The following is a 15,785-nucleotide window of genomic DNA, read 5'->3' as shown; positions in this document are numbered from 1 at the left end:
CCGGAGGACGTAATGGGCCTGTTGATCGATGGCAAGTGGCATGACCAGTGGTACGACACCAAGAAGCATGGCGGTGAGTTCGTGCGCGAGTCCGCCAAGCTGCGCGACTGGGTAACGCGTGACGGCAGCCCCGGCGCCGACGGTCAGCGCGCCGTGCCGGCCGAGGCGGGGCGTTTTCATCTATATGTCTCGCTGGCCTGTCCCTGGGCCCACCGCACTCTGATCATGCGCAAGCTCAAGGGCCTTGACGAGCTGATCGGCGTTTCCTGGGTGAGTCCCCTGATGCTCGACCAGGGTTGGAGCTACCATGAGGACGAAGGCGCGAGTGGCGATCCCGTCAATGGCGTCGAGTATCATCGCGAACTCTATACCCTGACCGACCCGTCCTACACCGGCCGTGTCACGGTGCCGGTGCTGTGGGACAAGCAGGAAGGTCGTATCGTCAACAACGAGTCGGCTGAGCTGGTGCGCATCCTCAATGACGCTTTCGACGATCTCGCCGACAATCGCCTCGATTTCTACCCCGTCGACCTGCGCAAGACCATCGACGCGATCAACGAAGACGTCTACGAACATATCAACAACGGTGTGTACAAATCGGGCTTCGCCACCGAGCAGGAGGTCTACGAAAAGCATGTCACGGCGCTGTTCGAGGCGCTCGACCGCGTCGAAAGGCGACTGAGCGAACATCGCTACCTGGCCGGGGAGTGGCTTACCGAGGCGGATATCCGTCTGTTCACCACCCTGGTACGTTTCGATGCCGTTTATTACGGCCATTTCAAGTGCAATTTCCAGCGCATAGAGGATTATCCCAATCTCTCCAACTACCTGCGCGAGCTGTACCAGTGGCCGGGCGTGGCCGAGACGGTGAGCCTGGAGCACATCAAGCGTCACTACTATTACAGCCACGAGACCATCAATCCGACCCGCATCGTGCCCAAGGGCCCCCAGCTCGACTTCGAGCGGCCGCACGATCGCGAGCGGCTGGCGGGGCGGGGGATTCGCGAGAAGGGGTGACGCCGCCGCCCCCGCGGGAGCGGCGGTATCTCAGCTGCCGTTCGCTCAGTAGGCGGCATCCGGCTGGTAGAACGACTCGACGTTGTCGGCGGTGATCAGGTCGGCTGCCAGGATCACCCGCGACGGCACGCCGTGATACATGCTGCCGAGACGTTCACCCTTGACCCCATGCACGGCCAAGGCGATGGCGGAGGCGATCATGTTGGGGGGGTAGGTGACCGTACCGCGCACCACCGGGTGGTCGTCGCGGATCATCTCGATGACCCGCTGCGAGCCGCCACCGCCGACGATCAACTGGATGTCGTCGCGCTGGTTCTCTTCCACCGCCCGCAGGGCGGCAATCAATACGTCGTCGTCACCGGCCCAGATCGCGTCGACATGCGAATTGCTGCCGAGCAGGTCTTCGGTCACGCTCAGGGCCCGCTGCGGGTTCCAGTCCGTGGTCTGGGAGTCGAGAATGTTGATGCCCGGGTAATCTTCCATCACCGCATTGAAGGCATTGACGCGCTGTGAGTTGATCGGGATCGAGGGGCCTTCGAGCACCAGGATGTCGCCCTGGCCGCCTAGCGCTTCGGCCATGTAGCGGGCCGCCACTTCGCCCAGCCCCGGGTTGTCCCCGGCAATGAAGACGTTCTGATTGGGCTCCTCCAGTTCGCGGTCGACCACCACCGTATAGATGCCCGACTCGTAGGCCTCGGCGATCACCTGCTGCAGCGTGGCGGGGTTGTGGGGCAGGATTACCAGGGCATCGATGTTGCGGATCATCAGGTCTTCGACATTCGACACCTGGGCAGTACCTGAGCTGGCCGACAGCACCGTGAAGCTGACGTCGTCATACTGCTCTGCCAGCTCCTCGGTGGCGCGCTGTGCCCACCATAGCAGGCCGGCGGTCCAGCCATGATCGGCAGAAGGTACGGTGACGCCGATGTGGTAATCGTCGGCGCTGGCCATCAGCGACGTGGCGGCCAAGGCGGTGGCCACGGCGGTTTGCTTGAGAACGCGTGTTATCGTCATTGTTGTCACTCCCGTTGCATGGGTCGAACGAATGGGCTGGCGTACCCAGTGATGACGGCGCGACGGTATCGGGGCCGTCGGCCATCTTCCAGTCAGCCGGTGCGCCGGTATTGCAGCAGCACCGCCAGCAGGATTACGGCCCCCTTGACCAGGCCCTGCAGGTAGGGCGAGACACCGGTCAGGTTGAGCATGTTGTTGATGATGCCGAGGATCAGCGCGCCGATGACCGTGCCCCAGATCGAGCCGCGCCCGCCGGACAGCGCCGTACCGCCGATGACGACGGCAGCAATGGCGTCGAGTTCGTAGAAGTAGCCGGCGTCGCTGGGGCTGACCGAGTTGAGTCGCGAGCTCAGCATGATGGCGGCTATGCCCACGCAAACCCCGGCGATGACGAAGGTGCTGAGGACCACTCGCTCGACGCGAATGCCGGAGTAGCGCGCCACCTGCGGGTTGGCGCCCACGGCACAGACATGCCGTCCATAGGGGGTATGGAACAGCAGAATATGGGCGACGATGGCGAGGCCGAAGAACGCCCAGACCGGAATCGGCAGGCCGAGGAAGAAACCACCGCCGATACTGGAGAAGAACGGGTTGCGGGTCGTCACTTCCCCGGCGTCCGTGAAATAGAGCGCCAGTGAGCGGAAGATCGACATGCTGGCCAGGGTGACCACGAAGGCAGCCATTCGCCCTCGGGTGACCAGCAACCCGTTGAACAAACCGAACAGCGACCCCGCCACCACGGCGGCCAGCATGCCGAGGAGCACGGCCTGGATGGGGTCGGCGATGGTATTGACCACGTAGAGCAGCAGTACGCCTACCAGTGCCACCATCGAGCCCACCGAGAGATCGATGCCGCCGGCGATGATGACGAAGGTCATGCCGATGGCGATGATGCCGGTGTAGGAGACCTGGCGCATCACGTTGGTGATGTTGCGCGCGTTGAGAAAGTACTCGCTGGCCAGCGAGGAGAGCACGAAGAGGATGAGCAGCGCCAGCAGCGGTGCCAGGATGGTGGCGTTGACCGGTAGCCGGCGCAGTCGCTGCAGGCCCAGTTGCCCCGTCGGTTTGGTATTCGATGCGTCGTTCATTTCAATGTACCTCTCCCCCCGCCGGATCGCGCTGACGCGCTCCGGCGGCATAGAGCATGATGTCTCGTTCGTTGATCTGGTCGTCGCTGAGCTCGGCGGCGATGCGCCCTTCGCGTATCACCAGTACCCGGTCGCACAGGCCGATGATCTCCTCCAGCTCCGAGGAGATGACCATGACCGCCTTGCCCTGGTCGGTGAGCGAGCGGATGAGGCGATAGATCTGCTGCTTGGTGTTGATGTCGATGCCGCGGGTGGGCTCATCGAGGATCAGCACCTCGGGGTCGATGTCCAGCAGCTTGGCCAGATACACCTTCTGCTGGTTGCCGCCGCTGAGCAGCTGCACCGGGTCGCTGAGTCGCGCCGCCTTGATCGCCAGGCGCTGCTGGTACTCCTCGGCGCGTCGCCTCTCGGCGCGATGGCGTATCAGTCCACGCACATAGCGCGGCAGGCTCAGGGCGGTGATGTTCTCCATCACGTTGAACGACAGCACCAGCCCCTTGCCTTGGCGATCCTCCGACAGGTAGGCCAGGCCGTTGGCATGGGCGGCGCGCGGTGAATCGATGGTCAGCGGCTTGCCGTCGAACTCGATCTCGCCTGTGCTCTTGCGGCGCAGGCCCATGATCGTCTCGGCGATCTCGGTGCGCCCCGAGCCGACCAGACCGGAGAGCCCCAGCACCTCGCCGCGACGCAGGGTGAAATCGATGTCCGCGAGCAGGCCGGTAACACCAAGGCCGCGCACTTGCAGCACCGCTTCGCCCGGCGTGGAGTGCTTGTCGGGGTAGATCTGGGAAAGCTCGCGACCGACCATCTTGCAGGCCATGTCCTCTTCGCTGAGCTCGCCGACCTGGCACAGCTCGATCTGCTGGCCGTCACGCAGGATCAACAGCCGGTCACACAGCTGCTTGACCTCCTTGAGCTTGTGCGAGATGAACAGCACCGCCACCCCCTTGGCGACCAGGGCGCGCACCACCTCGAACAGCACCGCGACCTCGCGATCGGTAAGCACCGTGGTCGGCTCGTCGAGAATCACGATGCGCGCATCGTTGACCAGCACCCTAGCCACCTCGACCATCTGACGCTCCGCCACGCTGAGCTGCTCGATGGGCAGCTCGGGGTCGAGTTCCACCGCCAGCGAGTGCAGCACTTCGCGGGTGCGCTGACGCATTCGCGCGCGATCGAGCAGACCGCCGCGACGAATCTCCTGACCCAGGAAGACGTTCTCGTAGACCCGCAGGGTCGAGATCAGGTTGAACTCCTGGGGAATCATCGCCACACCGTGGCGGCGCGCCGTGATCGGGTCGAGTGCGCTGAAGGCCTGGCCGTCGAGGATTACCCGGCCGGCGCTGGGCGTGTAGACGCCGCTGATGATCTTGAGCAGCGTCGACTTGCCCGCGCCGTTCTCGCCGAGGATACCCAGCACCTCGCCGGGAGCGAGGTCGAAGGCGATGTCCTCGAGCACCGTGACCGGACCGAAGGCCTTGCGGATCCCTTCCAGGCGCAGAAGGGGGCTACTCATGATTCGCCTCCCGTGTCTTGCAGCACGGTCCAGGCACCGGCCGAACGGCTCGAGGCGATGGCGGCGGCGATGAAGCGCATGCCGTCGAGGCCATCCTCCACGCCCGGCAGCCAGGGCGAGTCGATATCGCCATCGAGACCGTCACTAAGCGCCTGGTAGAGATTGGCAAAGGCTTCCAGATAGCCCTCCGGGTGACCGCCTGGGATGCGAATGCCGCGGGAGACGTCGGCGGCGAGCCGGTCGTCGCGGCGCGTCAGGCGCTGGGAGGGGCCGTCGAGCGGGGAGAAGTGGAGCTCGTTGGGGGACTCCTGCGCCCAGCGCAGGCTGGCCTTCTCGCCTATCACGCGGATGCTCAGCTCGTTCTCGAATCCGGGGGCGGTCTGGCTGGCCCACAGCATGCCCCTGGCACCGCCGGTAAAGCGCAGCAGGGCGTGTACGTTGTCGTCGAGCCTGCGCCCCGGCACGGCGTTGAACAGGTCGGCGCTGACCTCGCTGACGTGCTGGCCGCAGATGAACTGGGCCAGATGGAAGGCATGCACGCCGATATCGCCCAGGCAGCCCGCCGCCCCGGCCCTGGCCGGGTCCAGGCGCCAGGCGGCCTGGCGATTGTCAGCCCCCGGCGTTTCGCTGAGCCACTCCTGCAGATACTCCACCTGCACGCTGCGAATACGCCCCAGCTCACCGCGAGCCACCAGTTCGCGGGCATGCTGGACGAGTGGGTAGCCGACGTAGTTGTGCGCCAGTACGAAACGCTTGCCGCTGGTCTTCACCGCGGTGTACAGCTGCTGCGCCTCGTCGACGTCTAGCGTCATCGGCTTTTCGCAGATCACGTGCTTGCCCGCTTCCAGGCAGGCCAGTGCCACCGGGAAGTGCAGGTGGTTGGGTGTGACGATGGCAACCACCTCGGCGCCTTCCTCGCGGTCGGCCTCGCCGGCCAGCAGGGCCTGATAGTCGACGTAGCAGCGCGTCTCGTCCACGCCCAGTTCGCGTGCCGTGGCCCGGTTGCGATCGGCCTGCGAGGAGAAGACGCCGGCAACCAGTGTGTAGCGGTCGTCCAGGCGTGCGGCGATGCGATGCACGCCGCCGATCAGTGCGCCCTGGCCGCCGCCGACCATGGCCAGTCGCAGGCGTCGCGGTGCCTCGTTGCGTGGTGTTGCGCTCATATCCGCCCTCCTCGGTCGGTCAGTCGAGCCCCAGCAAGGCACGATTGGCGTTGCGGTCGGTGCCGGCATCGGCGAAATCATCGAAGGCGCGCTCGGTGACCTGGATGATGTGTTCGGTGACGAACCGGACTCCCTCGGCGGCCCCCTGTTCGGGATGCTTGAGGGCGCACTCCCACTCGATCACCGCCCAGCCCTCGAAGTCGTACTGGGTCAGGCGCGAGAAGATTCCCTTGAAGTCGACCTGGCCATCACCCAGTGAGCGAAAGCGGCCGGCGCGCTCTACCCAGGAGCTATAGCCGCCGTAGACGCCTTGCTGGGCGGTGGGGTGGAACTCGGCATCCTTGACGTGAAACATGCGGATGCGCCGGTGGTAACGGTCGAGAAAGGCCAGGTAGTCGAGCTGTTGCAGCAAGAGGTGCGACGGGTCGTAGAGGATGCAGCAGCGCGGGTGCTCGTCGACCGCGGCGAGGAAGCGCTCGAAGGTGGCACCGTCGTGCAGGTCCTCGCCGGGATGAATCTCGAAGCAGAGGTCGACGCCTTCGGCTTCGCAGGCGTCGAGGATCGGCTTCCAGCGAGCAGCCAGTTCGGCAAAACCCTCTTCCACCAGCCCGGCGGGGCGCTGGGGAAAGGGGTACAGGAAGGGCCACAGCAGCGCGCCGGAGAAAGTGGCCAGCGCACTCAGCCCCAGGTTGGCGCTAGCTCGGGCAGCGAGCTTGAGCTGTTCCACGGCCCAGGCCTGGCGCGCCTCGGGGTTGCCGTGTAGCTCAGCCGGCGCGAAGCCGTCGAACAGCGAGTCATAAGCCGGATGCACTGCCACCAGTTGCCCCTGCAGGTGGGCGGAGAGCTCGGAGATGACCAGGTCGTATTCGGCCAGCATGCCCTGGATCTCCTGGCAGTACTCCAGGCTCTCGGCGGCGCGCTCCAGGTCGAACAGGCGCTTGTCCCAGGTGGGGATCTGAACCCCTTCGAAGCCCAGCCGGGAGGCCCAGCGAGCGATGCCTTCCAGGCTGTCGAAGGGCGGCTCGTCGCCGGCGTACTGGGCAAGGAACAGTGCCGGCCCCTTGATGGTCTTCATCGAGCACCTCGCGTGTTGGTCTTGTTGGCGCGGCCGACGCCTCGTGGCAAGACGTCCGTTTGATGTAATGGATTACATTGCAGCAGCAAGGTCAATGTCGGTCAAGCAGAGGGATGGGGTCGGAGAAGGCGCTGGGAAGGGCCATGATTGGCGGACGAGAAGCGGTGGCTACGGGCCTGAAGAGGGCGTGGGATCTGGAGATGGGCTTCTTTTTATTAGACTAAAGAAGGGCGGCTTCGCTTTCATGGTGGGCGCCTTCCGGGGCTGGGTGAGCGGTCGAGTTGAGGTGTAACGCTTTACATCGGTTCGAGGGTGAATCCACAATATGTCGAGCATGGCGGGGCAGGGCCGCCTTGCGTTACCCCGGCGGGACGACACGTTATGCTAAGAGCCAAGCCCGCAGGAAGTGAATTCTCCCCGGCGAACCTTCTCCCAGCGAACCTTCTCCAGGCGAACACTTTTCATGCCCACCATTAAGGACGTTGCCAAGGCAGCAGGCTGTTCCACGGCCACCGTATCGCGGGCTCTGGCCAGCCCGGAAAAAGTGTCGGAGTCCACCCGTCAGCGCGTGGCGCTTGCCATCGCCGAGGTCGGTTACGCACCCAACGTGGCAGCGCGTAACCTGCGCCGCGCCGAGTCGCGGACCATCGTCACGCTGCTGCCCGACATCTCCAACCCGTTCTTTTCCGAGATCATCAACGGCATGGAGGAGGTGGCCCACAAGGCCGGCTACCAGGTGCTGATAGGCGATTGCGAACGCGACCCGGCCAGGGCCGAGGCCTATTTCAACCTGCTGCCTACCAACCAGGCCGACGGCATCATCCTGCTGACGTCCGACATTCCCCATGCGCTGGTCAAGCACGCCGACACCCGCGCGGACGCCCCCCTGGTCATGGCCTGTGAATTTTTCGCCGATATCGATCTGCCGACCGTCGCCATCGACAACTATCAGGCCACTGCTCATGCCATCGACTACCTGGTCTCGCTGGGGCATGAGCGCATTGCCACGGTCTCCGGTCCGGCCGGCAACCCGATCTGTCGCGAGCGAACCCGTGGCTATCGCGACACGCTGGCAGCTCGGGGGTTATCGCGATGGGCGCGGGTGGTCGAGGGCGACTTCGGTTTTCGCTCGGGCTATCAGCAGGGGTTGGCCCTGCTCGACGAGGCGGCTACGCGGCCTACCGCCATCTTCTGCCATAGCGATGAGATGGCGATCGGCGTACTCAAGGCAGCTCGCCAGTTGAACGTTCGCGTACCGCAGGCGCTCTCGGTGGTGGGCTTCGACAACATCGGGTTCAGCGAGTACTGCGTGCCGGAGTTGACCACCGTCAGCCAGCCCCGTCATGAGATCGGGCAGCAGGCCATGCGCATGCTGCTGGGCATTCTGGCGGGGGAGGGCGTGGTGCGGCGGCAGACCCTGAGCACACAGCTCATCGTGCGCAAGAGCACCGCGCGTCCCGGCCCCTGAGGGGGTTACCGGCTGCGCTGTTTCGCCAGCCACCTGTCCAGCGCATTGGCGAACTCGCGCCGGTCGGCGTCGCTGTAGCCCTTGGGGCCGCCGGTATGCTCGCCGCTGGAGCGCAGGGTTTCCATGAAATCGCGCATCTGGACGCGAGCGCGAATGTTGTTCTTGTCGAGAATCTCGCCACGGGTGGTCATCACCGCCGCCCCCTTGTCGATGGCCTCCAGCGCCAGCGGCAGGTCGGAGCAGATCAGCAGGTCGCCGGGCTCGAGGCGCGCCACGATCTCGTTGTCGGCGGCATCGAAACCATGGCTCACCGACAGCGACTTGACCCATTTCGAGGGCGGCAGAGGGATCGCGTGGTTGGCGACGAACCAGGTCGCTGTAGAGGTGCGCTCGGCGGCGCGAACGATGATGTCGCGCGCGACCCGTGGGCAGGCATCGGCATCGACCCAGAGCGTGGGCATTCAGGAAGGCTCCTCGAAGGTAAATTTACGGTTTGTGTGATCGTAGCGTTGAAAGTACTGGTCATGAAACCAGTCTTGATGTTAGCATGCGCGCTCCTCGCATGTGTTGACCCCGCCATCATGACGATTCGCTCCAAGCGCCACGCGCTTGAGAGGCAATCACCGAGACTGACAGCGATTGCTGCAACGTCCGAGATGTGAAGATGGAGCGCTACAGGATGCCGCCAATCGGGCGACATCGGCGCAAAAAGGTCGCCACAGCGGTTCCCGCCGAAGGCGCGAACCGGATGCCAGGTGCGACCGGCGTCCCACGATAACGTGATCCGCTCTGTCCAGGCCTTGTAGGCCAGCGACGACAGGGCCACCGACCTGCAATGTGCTGTGTCGGGGATGCCTCAATGTGATTTGCCGGCGAGTGCCGGCCTACCAAGGTGTGATTGATGACCTCGACTTCTGTCGCCTCGCCGAGCTTCGGCGATCTTGCTCTGCTGCCTGCCGTTCTCGCCGCTGTCGAAACACTGGGTTACGAAACTCCTTCACCGATTCAGACACAGACCATTCCGGCACTGCTGGAAGGGCGTGACATGCTGGGCCAGGCACAGACCGGTACCGGCAAAACCGCAGCTTTCGCGCTGCCTCTGCTTTCGCGTCTCGAGCTGACTCGCCGCGAACCCCAGGTGCTGGTGCTGGCACCCACCCGTGAGCTGGCTCAGCAGGTAGCTGCCTCCTTCAGCAAGTACGGCCAGAACCTGCAGGGCCTGGAAGTCGTCACCCTGTGCGGTGGCCAGGAATATCGTGAGCAGCTGGGTGCGCTCAAGCGTGGCGCCCAGGTAGTCGTGGGCACGCCGGGCCGGGTGATCGATCACCTGGATCGCGGTAGCCTCAAGCTCGATGGTCTGTCCTCCCTGGTGCTGGACGAGGCCGACGAGATGCTGCGCATGGGCTTCATCGACGACGTCAAGCGCGTTGTCGCCGATACCCCCAAGGAAGCCCAGCGGGTGTTCTTCTCGGCCACTCTGCCGACCGAGATCGAGCGCATCGTCAATCGCTATCTGGTCGACCCGGTCAAGGTCGCCATCGAGTCACGCACCACGACTGGCGAGAACATCGAACAGCGCCTGGTGCGCGTCGATGGCGGCGCCAAGCTGGAAGCGCTGGCACGCATTCTCGAAGTCGAGCCGGTCGATGCCGCCATCGTCTTCGTGCGCACTCGTGCCGCCTGTACCACGCTGATGGAGCAGCTCTCCGCCCGTGGTGTCAACGTGGCAAGCCTCTCCGGCGATCTGGACCAGAGCCTGCGTGAGCGCACCATCCAGCGTCTCAAGCGCGGCAAGGTCGACGTGCTGATCGCTACCGACGTGGCCGCTCGCGGCCTCGACGTGCCGCGTATCACCCACGTCTTCAACTACGACCTGCCCCAGGACGCCGAAGCCTATACTCACCGCATCGGTCGTACCGGCCGCGCAGGGCGTACCGGCATCTCGATCACTTTCGTCGGCTTCCGCGAAGGCCGCAAGGTGGGCTGGATCGAGCAGGCCACCGGCCAGAAGCTCAGCGAAATGGAAGTGCCCGACGAGACCGCTATCCGCGCCCATCGTGACGAGGTCTTCCATCAGCGCATCATCGGTTCCCTGACCGCCGGTGCCGACGAGCAGCGTGCGCTGGTCGAGCGTCTGGTGGCGGAAGGCCATGACCCGGTCGAGCTGGCCTGTGCCTTTGCCGCCCTGGCCCGCGCCGACGAAGCGCCCATCGGCCGCCTGCAGGCGCCGCGCAAGGAGCGTGTCGAGCGTGGCGGCGAGCGTGCCCCGCGTGACGGCAAGGCCCCGCGTCGCGACCGTGCTCCCAGCGAAGGCATGACCCGCTATCGTGTGGCTGTCGGCCACAAGGATGGCGTCAAGCCGGGCCAACTGGTCGGCGCGTTGGCCAACGAGGGTGGCATCGAAGGTTCGCGGATCGGCCGTATCGACATCCGTAACGCCTTCTCGGTGGTGGAACTGCCGAGCTCGCTGCCGCCCAGCATCCTGGCCAAGATGGCCCGCGCCCGCGTTGCCGGTCGTCCGCTGGAGATCAGCGAGGATAGCGGTGCTCCCGAGCGCGCTCCGCGTCGTCGCCGTGAAGATGGCGATGCACCGGTGCGCCGTCGCACCAGCGCCTGAGAACTGCCGGGCCATAGGCCCGGTATGACGCAAAAGGCCCCGCCACCATCAACGGTGTCGGGGCCTTTTGCTGTCTCAGGAATTTCCGCTGACGGCTCTACGGCCGAGCAGCATCTTGCCCATCCTAGGCATGATGGACCCCTTGCCTGCTCTCAGAGCGATTGCACATTGATGACGGACTTGACCGTCTCGAAGCGTAGGGGATTGCGCAGGGGGTGGCCGAACGCGCTCAGCTCGATCTCGAAGCGGTCACCTGCTTGGGTCTGGACGCCGTCGGCGAAGCTCAGGGTGGCGGTGCCGAAGAAGTGCACATGCACGTCGCCGGGCCGCCGAAAGCCGGGGTATTTGAAATGGTGGTGCTCCAGGTTGGCCAGGCTGTGGGCCATGTTGGCCTCACCGGTGAGGAACGGCTTCTCCCATACGGTCTCGTTGCCGCGCACGATGCGGCTCACGCCTTCCAGATACTCGGGCAGTTCGCCCACCAACAGCTCCGGGCCGAAGCTGCAGGCGCGCAGCTTGGAGTGGGCCAGCCAGAGGTAGTTGAAGCGCTCGGTCACGTGGTCGGAGAATTCGTTTCCGATGGCATAACCCACCCGCCACGGCTGACCGTCATCGCCGATCACGTAGAGACCGGCGAGCTCCGGTTCCTCACCGGCATCCTCGGCGAAGTGCGGCACGGGAATCTCCGCTTCAGGAGCCACAACGCACGCACCGTCACCCTTGTAGAACCACTCCGGCTGGGCTCCGACGCTGCCTTCCGGCGGCTTGCCGCCTTCCATGCCGAGCTTGAACATGCGCATGGAGTCGGTGAGCTCCTCCTCACTTGGCTGCGTCTGTTGTTGCGCCGACGCATGCATGGCCGAACGCGTATCGGCACTGCCCGTGTGAGTAAGGCCAGTGCCGGTGACCAGGCAGTGAGCCGGGTCGGGATGGGTCAGTGGCGGCAACAGGCGTTTCTCGTCGATCAGGCGCTGGTAGTCGAGGATGGTCTCGGTAAGCGCTGCATCGACGGCATCGCTTAGCGACTGGCCCGCCGCGATGGCACGCCGGGCCAGGGTATAGGTGTCGGCGTCGAGCAGACGAACTTCACGGTTGTTTTCGACCCTGGCCGCCTGAACTTGGCCTTGGTGCTTGCATTGAATCAAGCGCATGCATGGTTCTCCTGGATAGATCCGCTCAAGGCCAGACGGTGGCCACGACCGCTGATGGGTGGATTGCAAGGATCGTATGTTCAACATATCGTTAATCATGTTCAATTTGTACTTTCGTATATACCTCCACCCGCTGTCCGTAGCGACTGTCGCTTGGAAAGAAGGAAAAACGCGATGTCTGTCATTCACATAGGCCTGGTAGGAGTGGGCAAGATCGTCCGTGACCAGCACCTTCCGGCTCTGGCCGAGAGCCGCGATTTCAACTTGGTCGCTACCGCGGACCCTTGTGCCCGCCACGATACGGTGCCCGGCTACGCAGCTCTGGGCGAAATGCTCGAGGCGCATCCCGAGCTGCAAGCAGTGGCCATCTGCACGCCGACGCACCTGCGCTATTCCCAGGCGCGCATCGCCCTGGAGCAGGGCAAGAGCGTGCTGCTGGAGAAGCCCCCCGGCGCAACCCTGAGCGAGGTGGCGGATCTGATCGAGCTGGCCGAGCGTAAGGGTTGTACCCTGTTCGCGGCCTGGCACTCACGCTTCGCCCCTGGCGTGGCGCAGGCTCGCGAGTGGCTGAAGGAGCGGCGCATAGAGCGTGTCGAGATCGACTGGCGGGAAGACGTGCGGGTGTGGCATCCCGGTCAGGCATGGATCTGGGAGCCGGCCGGCATGGGGGTGTTCGACCCCGGCATCAACGCGCTGTCGATCGCCACCGAGATACTGCCTCGGGCCTTCTTCCTGCGCGATGCGCGGCTATGGGTGCCGAGCAATTGCCAGGCCCCCATCGCCGCGGCGCTGACCTTCAGCGACGCGGAGGGCACGCCGATCGTGGCCGGCTTCGACTTTCGCCAGCCGAGCCCACCGATCTGGAGCATCCACGTCGAGACCGAGGCGGGACGGCTCAGCCTGCAACAGGGCGGCCGTCGGCTCGAGATCGACGGCCAGTGCTTACTCGATGCCGAGGAGCGCGAGTATCCGAATCTTTATGCTCGATTCGCCGAGCTGATTGGGGAGCGGCGCAACGACGTTGACTTGGCGCCCCTGCGTCATGTGGCGGATGCCTGTCTTGCCGCCTGGCGCGAACCGACGGAGCCCTTCATCGAGTGAGCCAGGGAAGCACAGGCCGTCTTCGAAAAACCTAAAGTAATCCTTGCTGGCGCTGGTGGGCTACCAGCTCGCGCAGCATGCTCATCAACGTCGCCGCTCCCGGAGAGAGTCGGCGACGCCTCAGGCTCACCAGGCCGAACGGCTGCACGCTGAGCCGCTGGTGGTAGGGCAGGATGCGAAAGCGTGTGGGGGTGCACAGCAGTTCAGCCACTTGCCGCGTGATAGCGGTGATCGTATCCGAGCGGTCGATCAAGGCCATGGCCACCAGTATGTCGGTGGTATCGACGATCTGCGCCGGGGGCTCGACGGCGTGGTAGAGAAACAGCGCATCGACGCGTTGCCGCATCAATGCGCCCTGGGGCTGGAGTGCCCATGGGTAGGCGGCCATGGCCTCGAGCGTCAACGGCTCGGCTCCCGACAGAGGGTGCCCCACCCGACACACGAAGCAGATCTCCTCCTCGCCGATCTCCTCGAACACGAACGGATCGGCCGTGAAGCCGGCCGGTATCCGGGTGATGGCGAAATCCAGCTCTCCTTCCAGCAGCCTTGGCACGAGACGCTTGCTGACGTCGACATCGACGCTGACCTTGAGCCTGGGGTGGCTGCGGTGTACCCGCTCGATGGCGCTGGCCAGCAGCGTGACTGCCGGTGCCATTACCGTACCGATGGCCACCTTGCCGGCGTTGCCCTCGCGCAGGGCGTTGAGCTCTTTGCCGGTGTTGTGAAGATCCGAAAGTATGGCCTGCGCATGCCGGACCATCACCTCCCCGTACCAATTCGGCACGAGCCCGCGTGGCTGGCGATCGAACAGCTTGACCCCCAACTGGGATTCGATATCGCCCAGCAGCTTCGAAGCCGCAGGTTGGCTGATGCCCAGCTGTGCCGCCGCACGATGCAGGTTGCGCTGCTCGTCGAGGGCCAGGAATAACTGGAAATGTCGCAACTTTAGTCGTGCTTTCAGGAACCAGTCGTCATCCAACGTGCCCATGCCACCTCTCCGCTTCACTTATCGATACCCATATGTATATCAAGATAAGGGAATTTGCGTATTGGTTGGTTATGTCAGCGCTGTCTACTGTAGCGTCTGTATCAGCGACGACCGTGTCGCTCCGACAACAATAACCTCCTCAGAGGAGAGACCCATGCCAATCACTACCACACTTTCCCGTCTGGCGTTGGGCGGCGCCTTGACTCTGGCGACGTTGGGCAGTGCCCACGCACAGGACGATATTCGTATCGGCTTCATCGTCAAGAAGCCCGAGCAGGCCTGGTTCATCAACGAGCAGCAGGCCGCCACGCAGGTCGGCGAAGAGTTGGGCTTTCGTGTCGTCCGGCTGGGCGGCGAAGACGGCCAGGAGGTGCTCAGCGCCATCGACAACCTCTATTCACAAGGTGCCCAGGGCTTCGTCATTTGTCCGCCGGACGTTCGCCTGGGCCCGGCTGTCATGAATCGTGCCAACCAGTACGGCATGAAGGTGATCACGGTCGACGATCAGTTCGTTGACGGCAACGGCGAGCCGCTCGAGGGTGTGCCGCACCTGGGCATGTCGGGCTACAAGATAGGCCAGCAGGTGGGTGAGGCGATTGCCGCTGAAATCGAGGCTCGCGGCTGGGACCCGCAGGAAGTTGCGGCGCTGCGCATCACCAACAACGAGCTGCCTACGGCGAAGGAGCGCACTGACGGTGCCACCGACGCGCTGATCGATTGGGGTTTCCCTGCCGAGAACGTATTCGATGCACCCCAGCAGAATACCGATACCAATAGCGCCTTCTCGGCCGCCTCGCCGGTGATCTCCCAGCGCGGCAATTTCGAACACTGGATCATCTACGCCCTCAACGAGGAGAGCGTGCTGGGCGGCGTGCGTGCCACCGAGCAGTACGGTCTTTCCGCTGACGACGTGATCGGCGTGGGCATCAACGGTTCCGGGGCGGCCTTTGCCGAGTTCTCGCGCAGCAACCCAACGGGTTTCCACGGCACCGTGGCGGTGAGTTCCACCCAGCACGGGCGCCAGACGGCTGAGAACCTCTATCGCTGGATCGCCGAAGGCGAGGAGCCGCCGGCCAACACCGAGACTTCCGGCACCCTGATGACGCGTGACAACTGGCAGGACGTGCGCGCCGAACTCGGGCTGTGAACGTGAGGGAACGCGGTGACCGGGAGAGCGACATGACCGAACCCTATCTTCAATTCGACGGCATCAGCGTGGTCTTTCCCGGCGTGCGAGCGCTGGATAAGGTCAGCTTCGGCGCCCGCTCCGGCCAGGTGCATGCGCTGATGGGCGAGAACGGCGCCGGCAAGTCGACCCTGCTCAAGGTGCTGAGTGGGATCAACCGAGTCACTGAAGGGACGCTGTTGATCGGCGGCAAGCGCCATGTGTTCGCCAACGCCCGTGAAGCGCTCGGCCAGGGCATCGCCATCATCTACCAGGAGCTGACCCTGGCGCCCAACATGTCGGTGGCCGAGAACCTCCTTCTCGGCCAACTGCCGGCTCATCACGGCTTCATCGACCGACGGCGACTGCGCGAACGGGCGATGCGCATGCTCGCGGAGCTCGGCGAGGGCAGCATTCACCCT

General features: G+C 64.4%; 14 protein-coding genes. 6 read left to right on the top strand and 8 right to left on the bottom strand.

Features of this window, described 5'->3' with window-relative positions:
* The first annotated feature begins 12 nt into the window (after positions 1 to 12).
* Positions 13 to 1,017, top strand: coding sequence for a glutathione S-transferase family protein (locus AC2VNO_RS05395; RefSeq protein ID WP_486933178.1), 1,005 nt, complete (start codon positions 13 to 15; stop codon positions 1,015 to 1,017).
* Positions 1,018 to 1,062: 45 nt separating this feature from the next.
* Here the strand turns inward: AC2VNO_RS05395 and AC2VNO_RS05390 are convergent, their stop codons facing one another.
* The 5 genes from AC2VNO_RS05390 to AC2VNO_RS05370 form a co-directional block, all read right to left on the bottom strand.
* The gene (locus AC2VNO_RS05390) at positions 1,063 to 2,031 is read right to left on the bottom strand and encodes a substrate-binding domain-containing protein (RefSeq protein WP_486933177.1); all 969 of its coding nucleotides are present in this window, start codon (positions 2,029 to 2,031) and stop codon (positions 1,063 to 1,065) included.
* A gap of 92 nt (positions 2,032 to 2,123) precedes the next feature.
* Entirely contained in the window at positions 2,124 to 3,119 is a 996-nt protein-coding gene (locus AC2VNO_RS05385) for an ABC transporter permease (protein WP_486933176.1), read from the bottom strand.
* 1 nt (position 3,120) lies between these two features.
* Positions 3,121 to 4,635 carry a sugar ABC transporter ATP-binding protein gene (locus tag AC2VNO_RS05380; RefSeq protein WP_486933175.1) on the bottom strand — a complete coding sequence of 505 codons (1,515 nt, stop codon included), beginning with the start codon at positions 4,633 to 4,635 and terminating at the stop codon, positions 3,121 to 3,123.
* Entirely contained in the window at positions 4,632 to 5,798 is a 1,167-nt protein-coding gene (locus AC2VNO_RS05375) for a Gfo/Idh/MocA family protein (RefSeq protein ID WP_486933174.1), read from the bottom strand. The genes AC2VNO_RS05380 and AC2VNO_RS05375 overlap by 4 nt, the downstream gene beginning before the upstream one ends.
* A 19-nt stretch (positions 5,799 to 5,817) precedes the next feature.
* The gene (locus AC2VNO_RS05370) at positions 5,818 to 6,873 is read right to left on the bottom strand and encodes a sugar phosphate isomerase/epimerase family protein (protein ID WP_486933173.1); all 1,056 of its coding nucleotides are present in this window, start codon (positions 6,871 to 6,873) and stop codon (positions 5,818 to 5,820) included.
* A gap of 463 nt (positions 6,874 to 7,336) precedes the next feature.
* Between AC2VNO_RS05370 and AC2VNO_RS05365 the strand changes: the two genes are divergently transcribed.
* Complete coding sequence (locus AC2VNO_RS05365; RefSeq protein WP_486933172.1) at positions 7,337 to 8,341, top strand: LacI family DNA-binding transcriptional regulator; 1,005 nt, start codon at positions 7,337 to 7,339, stop codon at positions 8,339 to 8,341.
* A gap of 5 nt (positions 8,342 to 8,346) precedes the next feature.
* Here the strand turns inward: AC2VNO_RS05365 and AC2VNO_RS05360 are convergent, their stop codons facing one another.
* Entirely contained in the window at positions 8,347 to 8,802 is a 456-nt protein-coding gene (locus tag AC2VNO_RS05360; protein WP_486933171.1) for a YaiI/YqxD family protein, read from the bottom strand.
* Positions 8,803 to 9,242: 440 nt separating this feature from the next.
* On the opposite strand from AC2VNO_RS05360, the gene AC2VNO_RS05355 reads away from it, so the two are divergent.
* A complete protein-coding gene (locus AC2VNO_RS05355) occupies positions 9,243 to 10,958 on the top strand; it encodes a DEAD/DEAH box helicase (RefSeq protein WP_486933170.1) in 1,716 nt (571 codons plus the stop codon).
* Between the two features lie 152 nt (positions 10,959 to 11,110).
* Here AC2VNO_RS05355 and araD1 read toward each other — a convergent pair whose 3' ends face one another.
* The gene (gene araD1 / locus AC2VNO_RS05350; protein ID WP_486933169.1) at positions 11,111 to 12,109 is read right to left on the bottom strand and encodes an AraD1 family protein; all 999 of its coding nucleotides are present in this window, start codon (positions 12,107 to 12,109) and stop codon (positions 11,111 to 11,113) included.
* A 174-nt stretch (positions 12,110 to 12,283) separates the two neighbouring features.
* On the opposite strand from araD1, the gene AC2VNO_RS05345 reads away from it, so the two are divergent.
* Positions 12,284 to 13,210 carry a Gfo/Idh/MocA family protein gene (locus AC2VNO_RS05345; protein ID WP_486933168.1) on the top strand — a complete coding sequence of 309 codons (927 nt, stop codon included), beginning with the start codon at positions 12,284 to 12,286 and terminating at the stop codon, positions 13,208 to 13,210.
* Between the two features lie 31 nt (positions 13,211 to 13,241).
* Here AC2VNO_RS05345 and AC2VNO_RS05340 read toward each other — a convergent pair whose 3' ends face one another.
* Positions 13,242 to 14,198, bottom strand: a complete 957-nt coding sequence (locus tag AC2VNO_RS05340; RefSeq protein ID WP_486933167.1) for a LysR substrate-binding domain-containing protein — start codon at positions 14,196 to 14,198, stop codon at positions 13,242 to 13,244.
* Between the two features lie 154 nt (positions 14,199 to 14,352).
* Here AC2VNO_RS05340 and AC2VNO_RS05335 point away from each other — a divergent pair, with 154 nt between their 5' ends.
* A complete protein-coding gene (locus AC2VNO_RS05335) occupies positions 14,353 to 15,345 on the top strand; it encodes an arabinose ABC transporter substrate-binding protein (RefSeq protein WP_486933166.1) in 993 nt (330 codons plus the stop codon).
* A gap of 32 nt (positions 15,346 to 15,377) precedes the next feature.
* On the top strand, positions 15,378 to 15,785 hold a 408-nt coding region (locus tag AC2VNO_RS05330; protein WP_486933165.1), incomplete at its 3' end, for an ATP-binding cassette domain-containing protein.

Source organism: Halomonas sp. TH-94, assembly GCF_057473365.1.
Note: the sequence above shows the minus strand (reverse complement) of the source record. Positions and strands in the feature narration are given on the sequence as shown.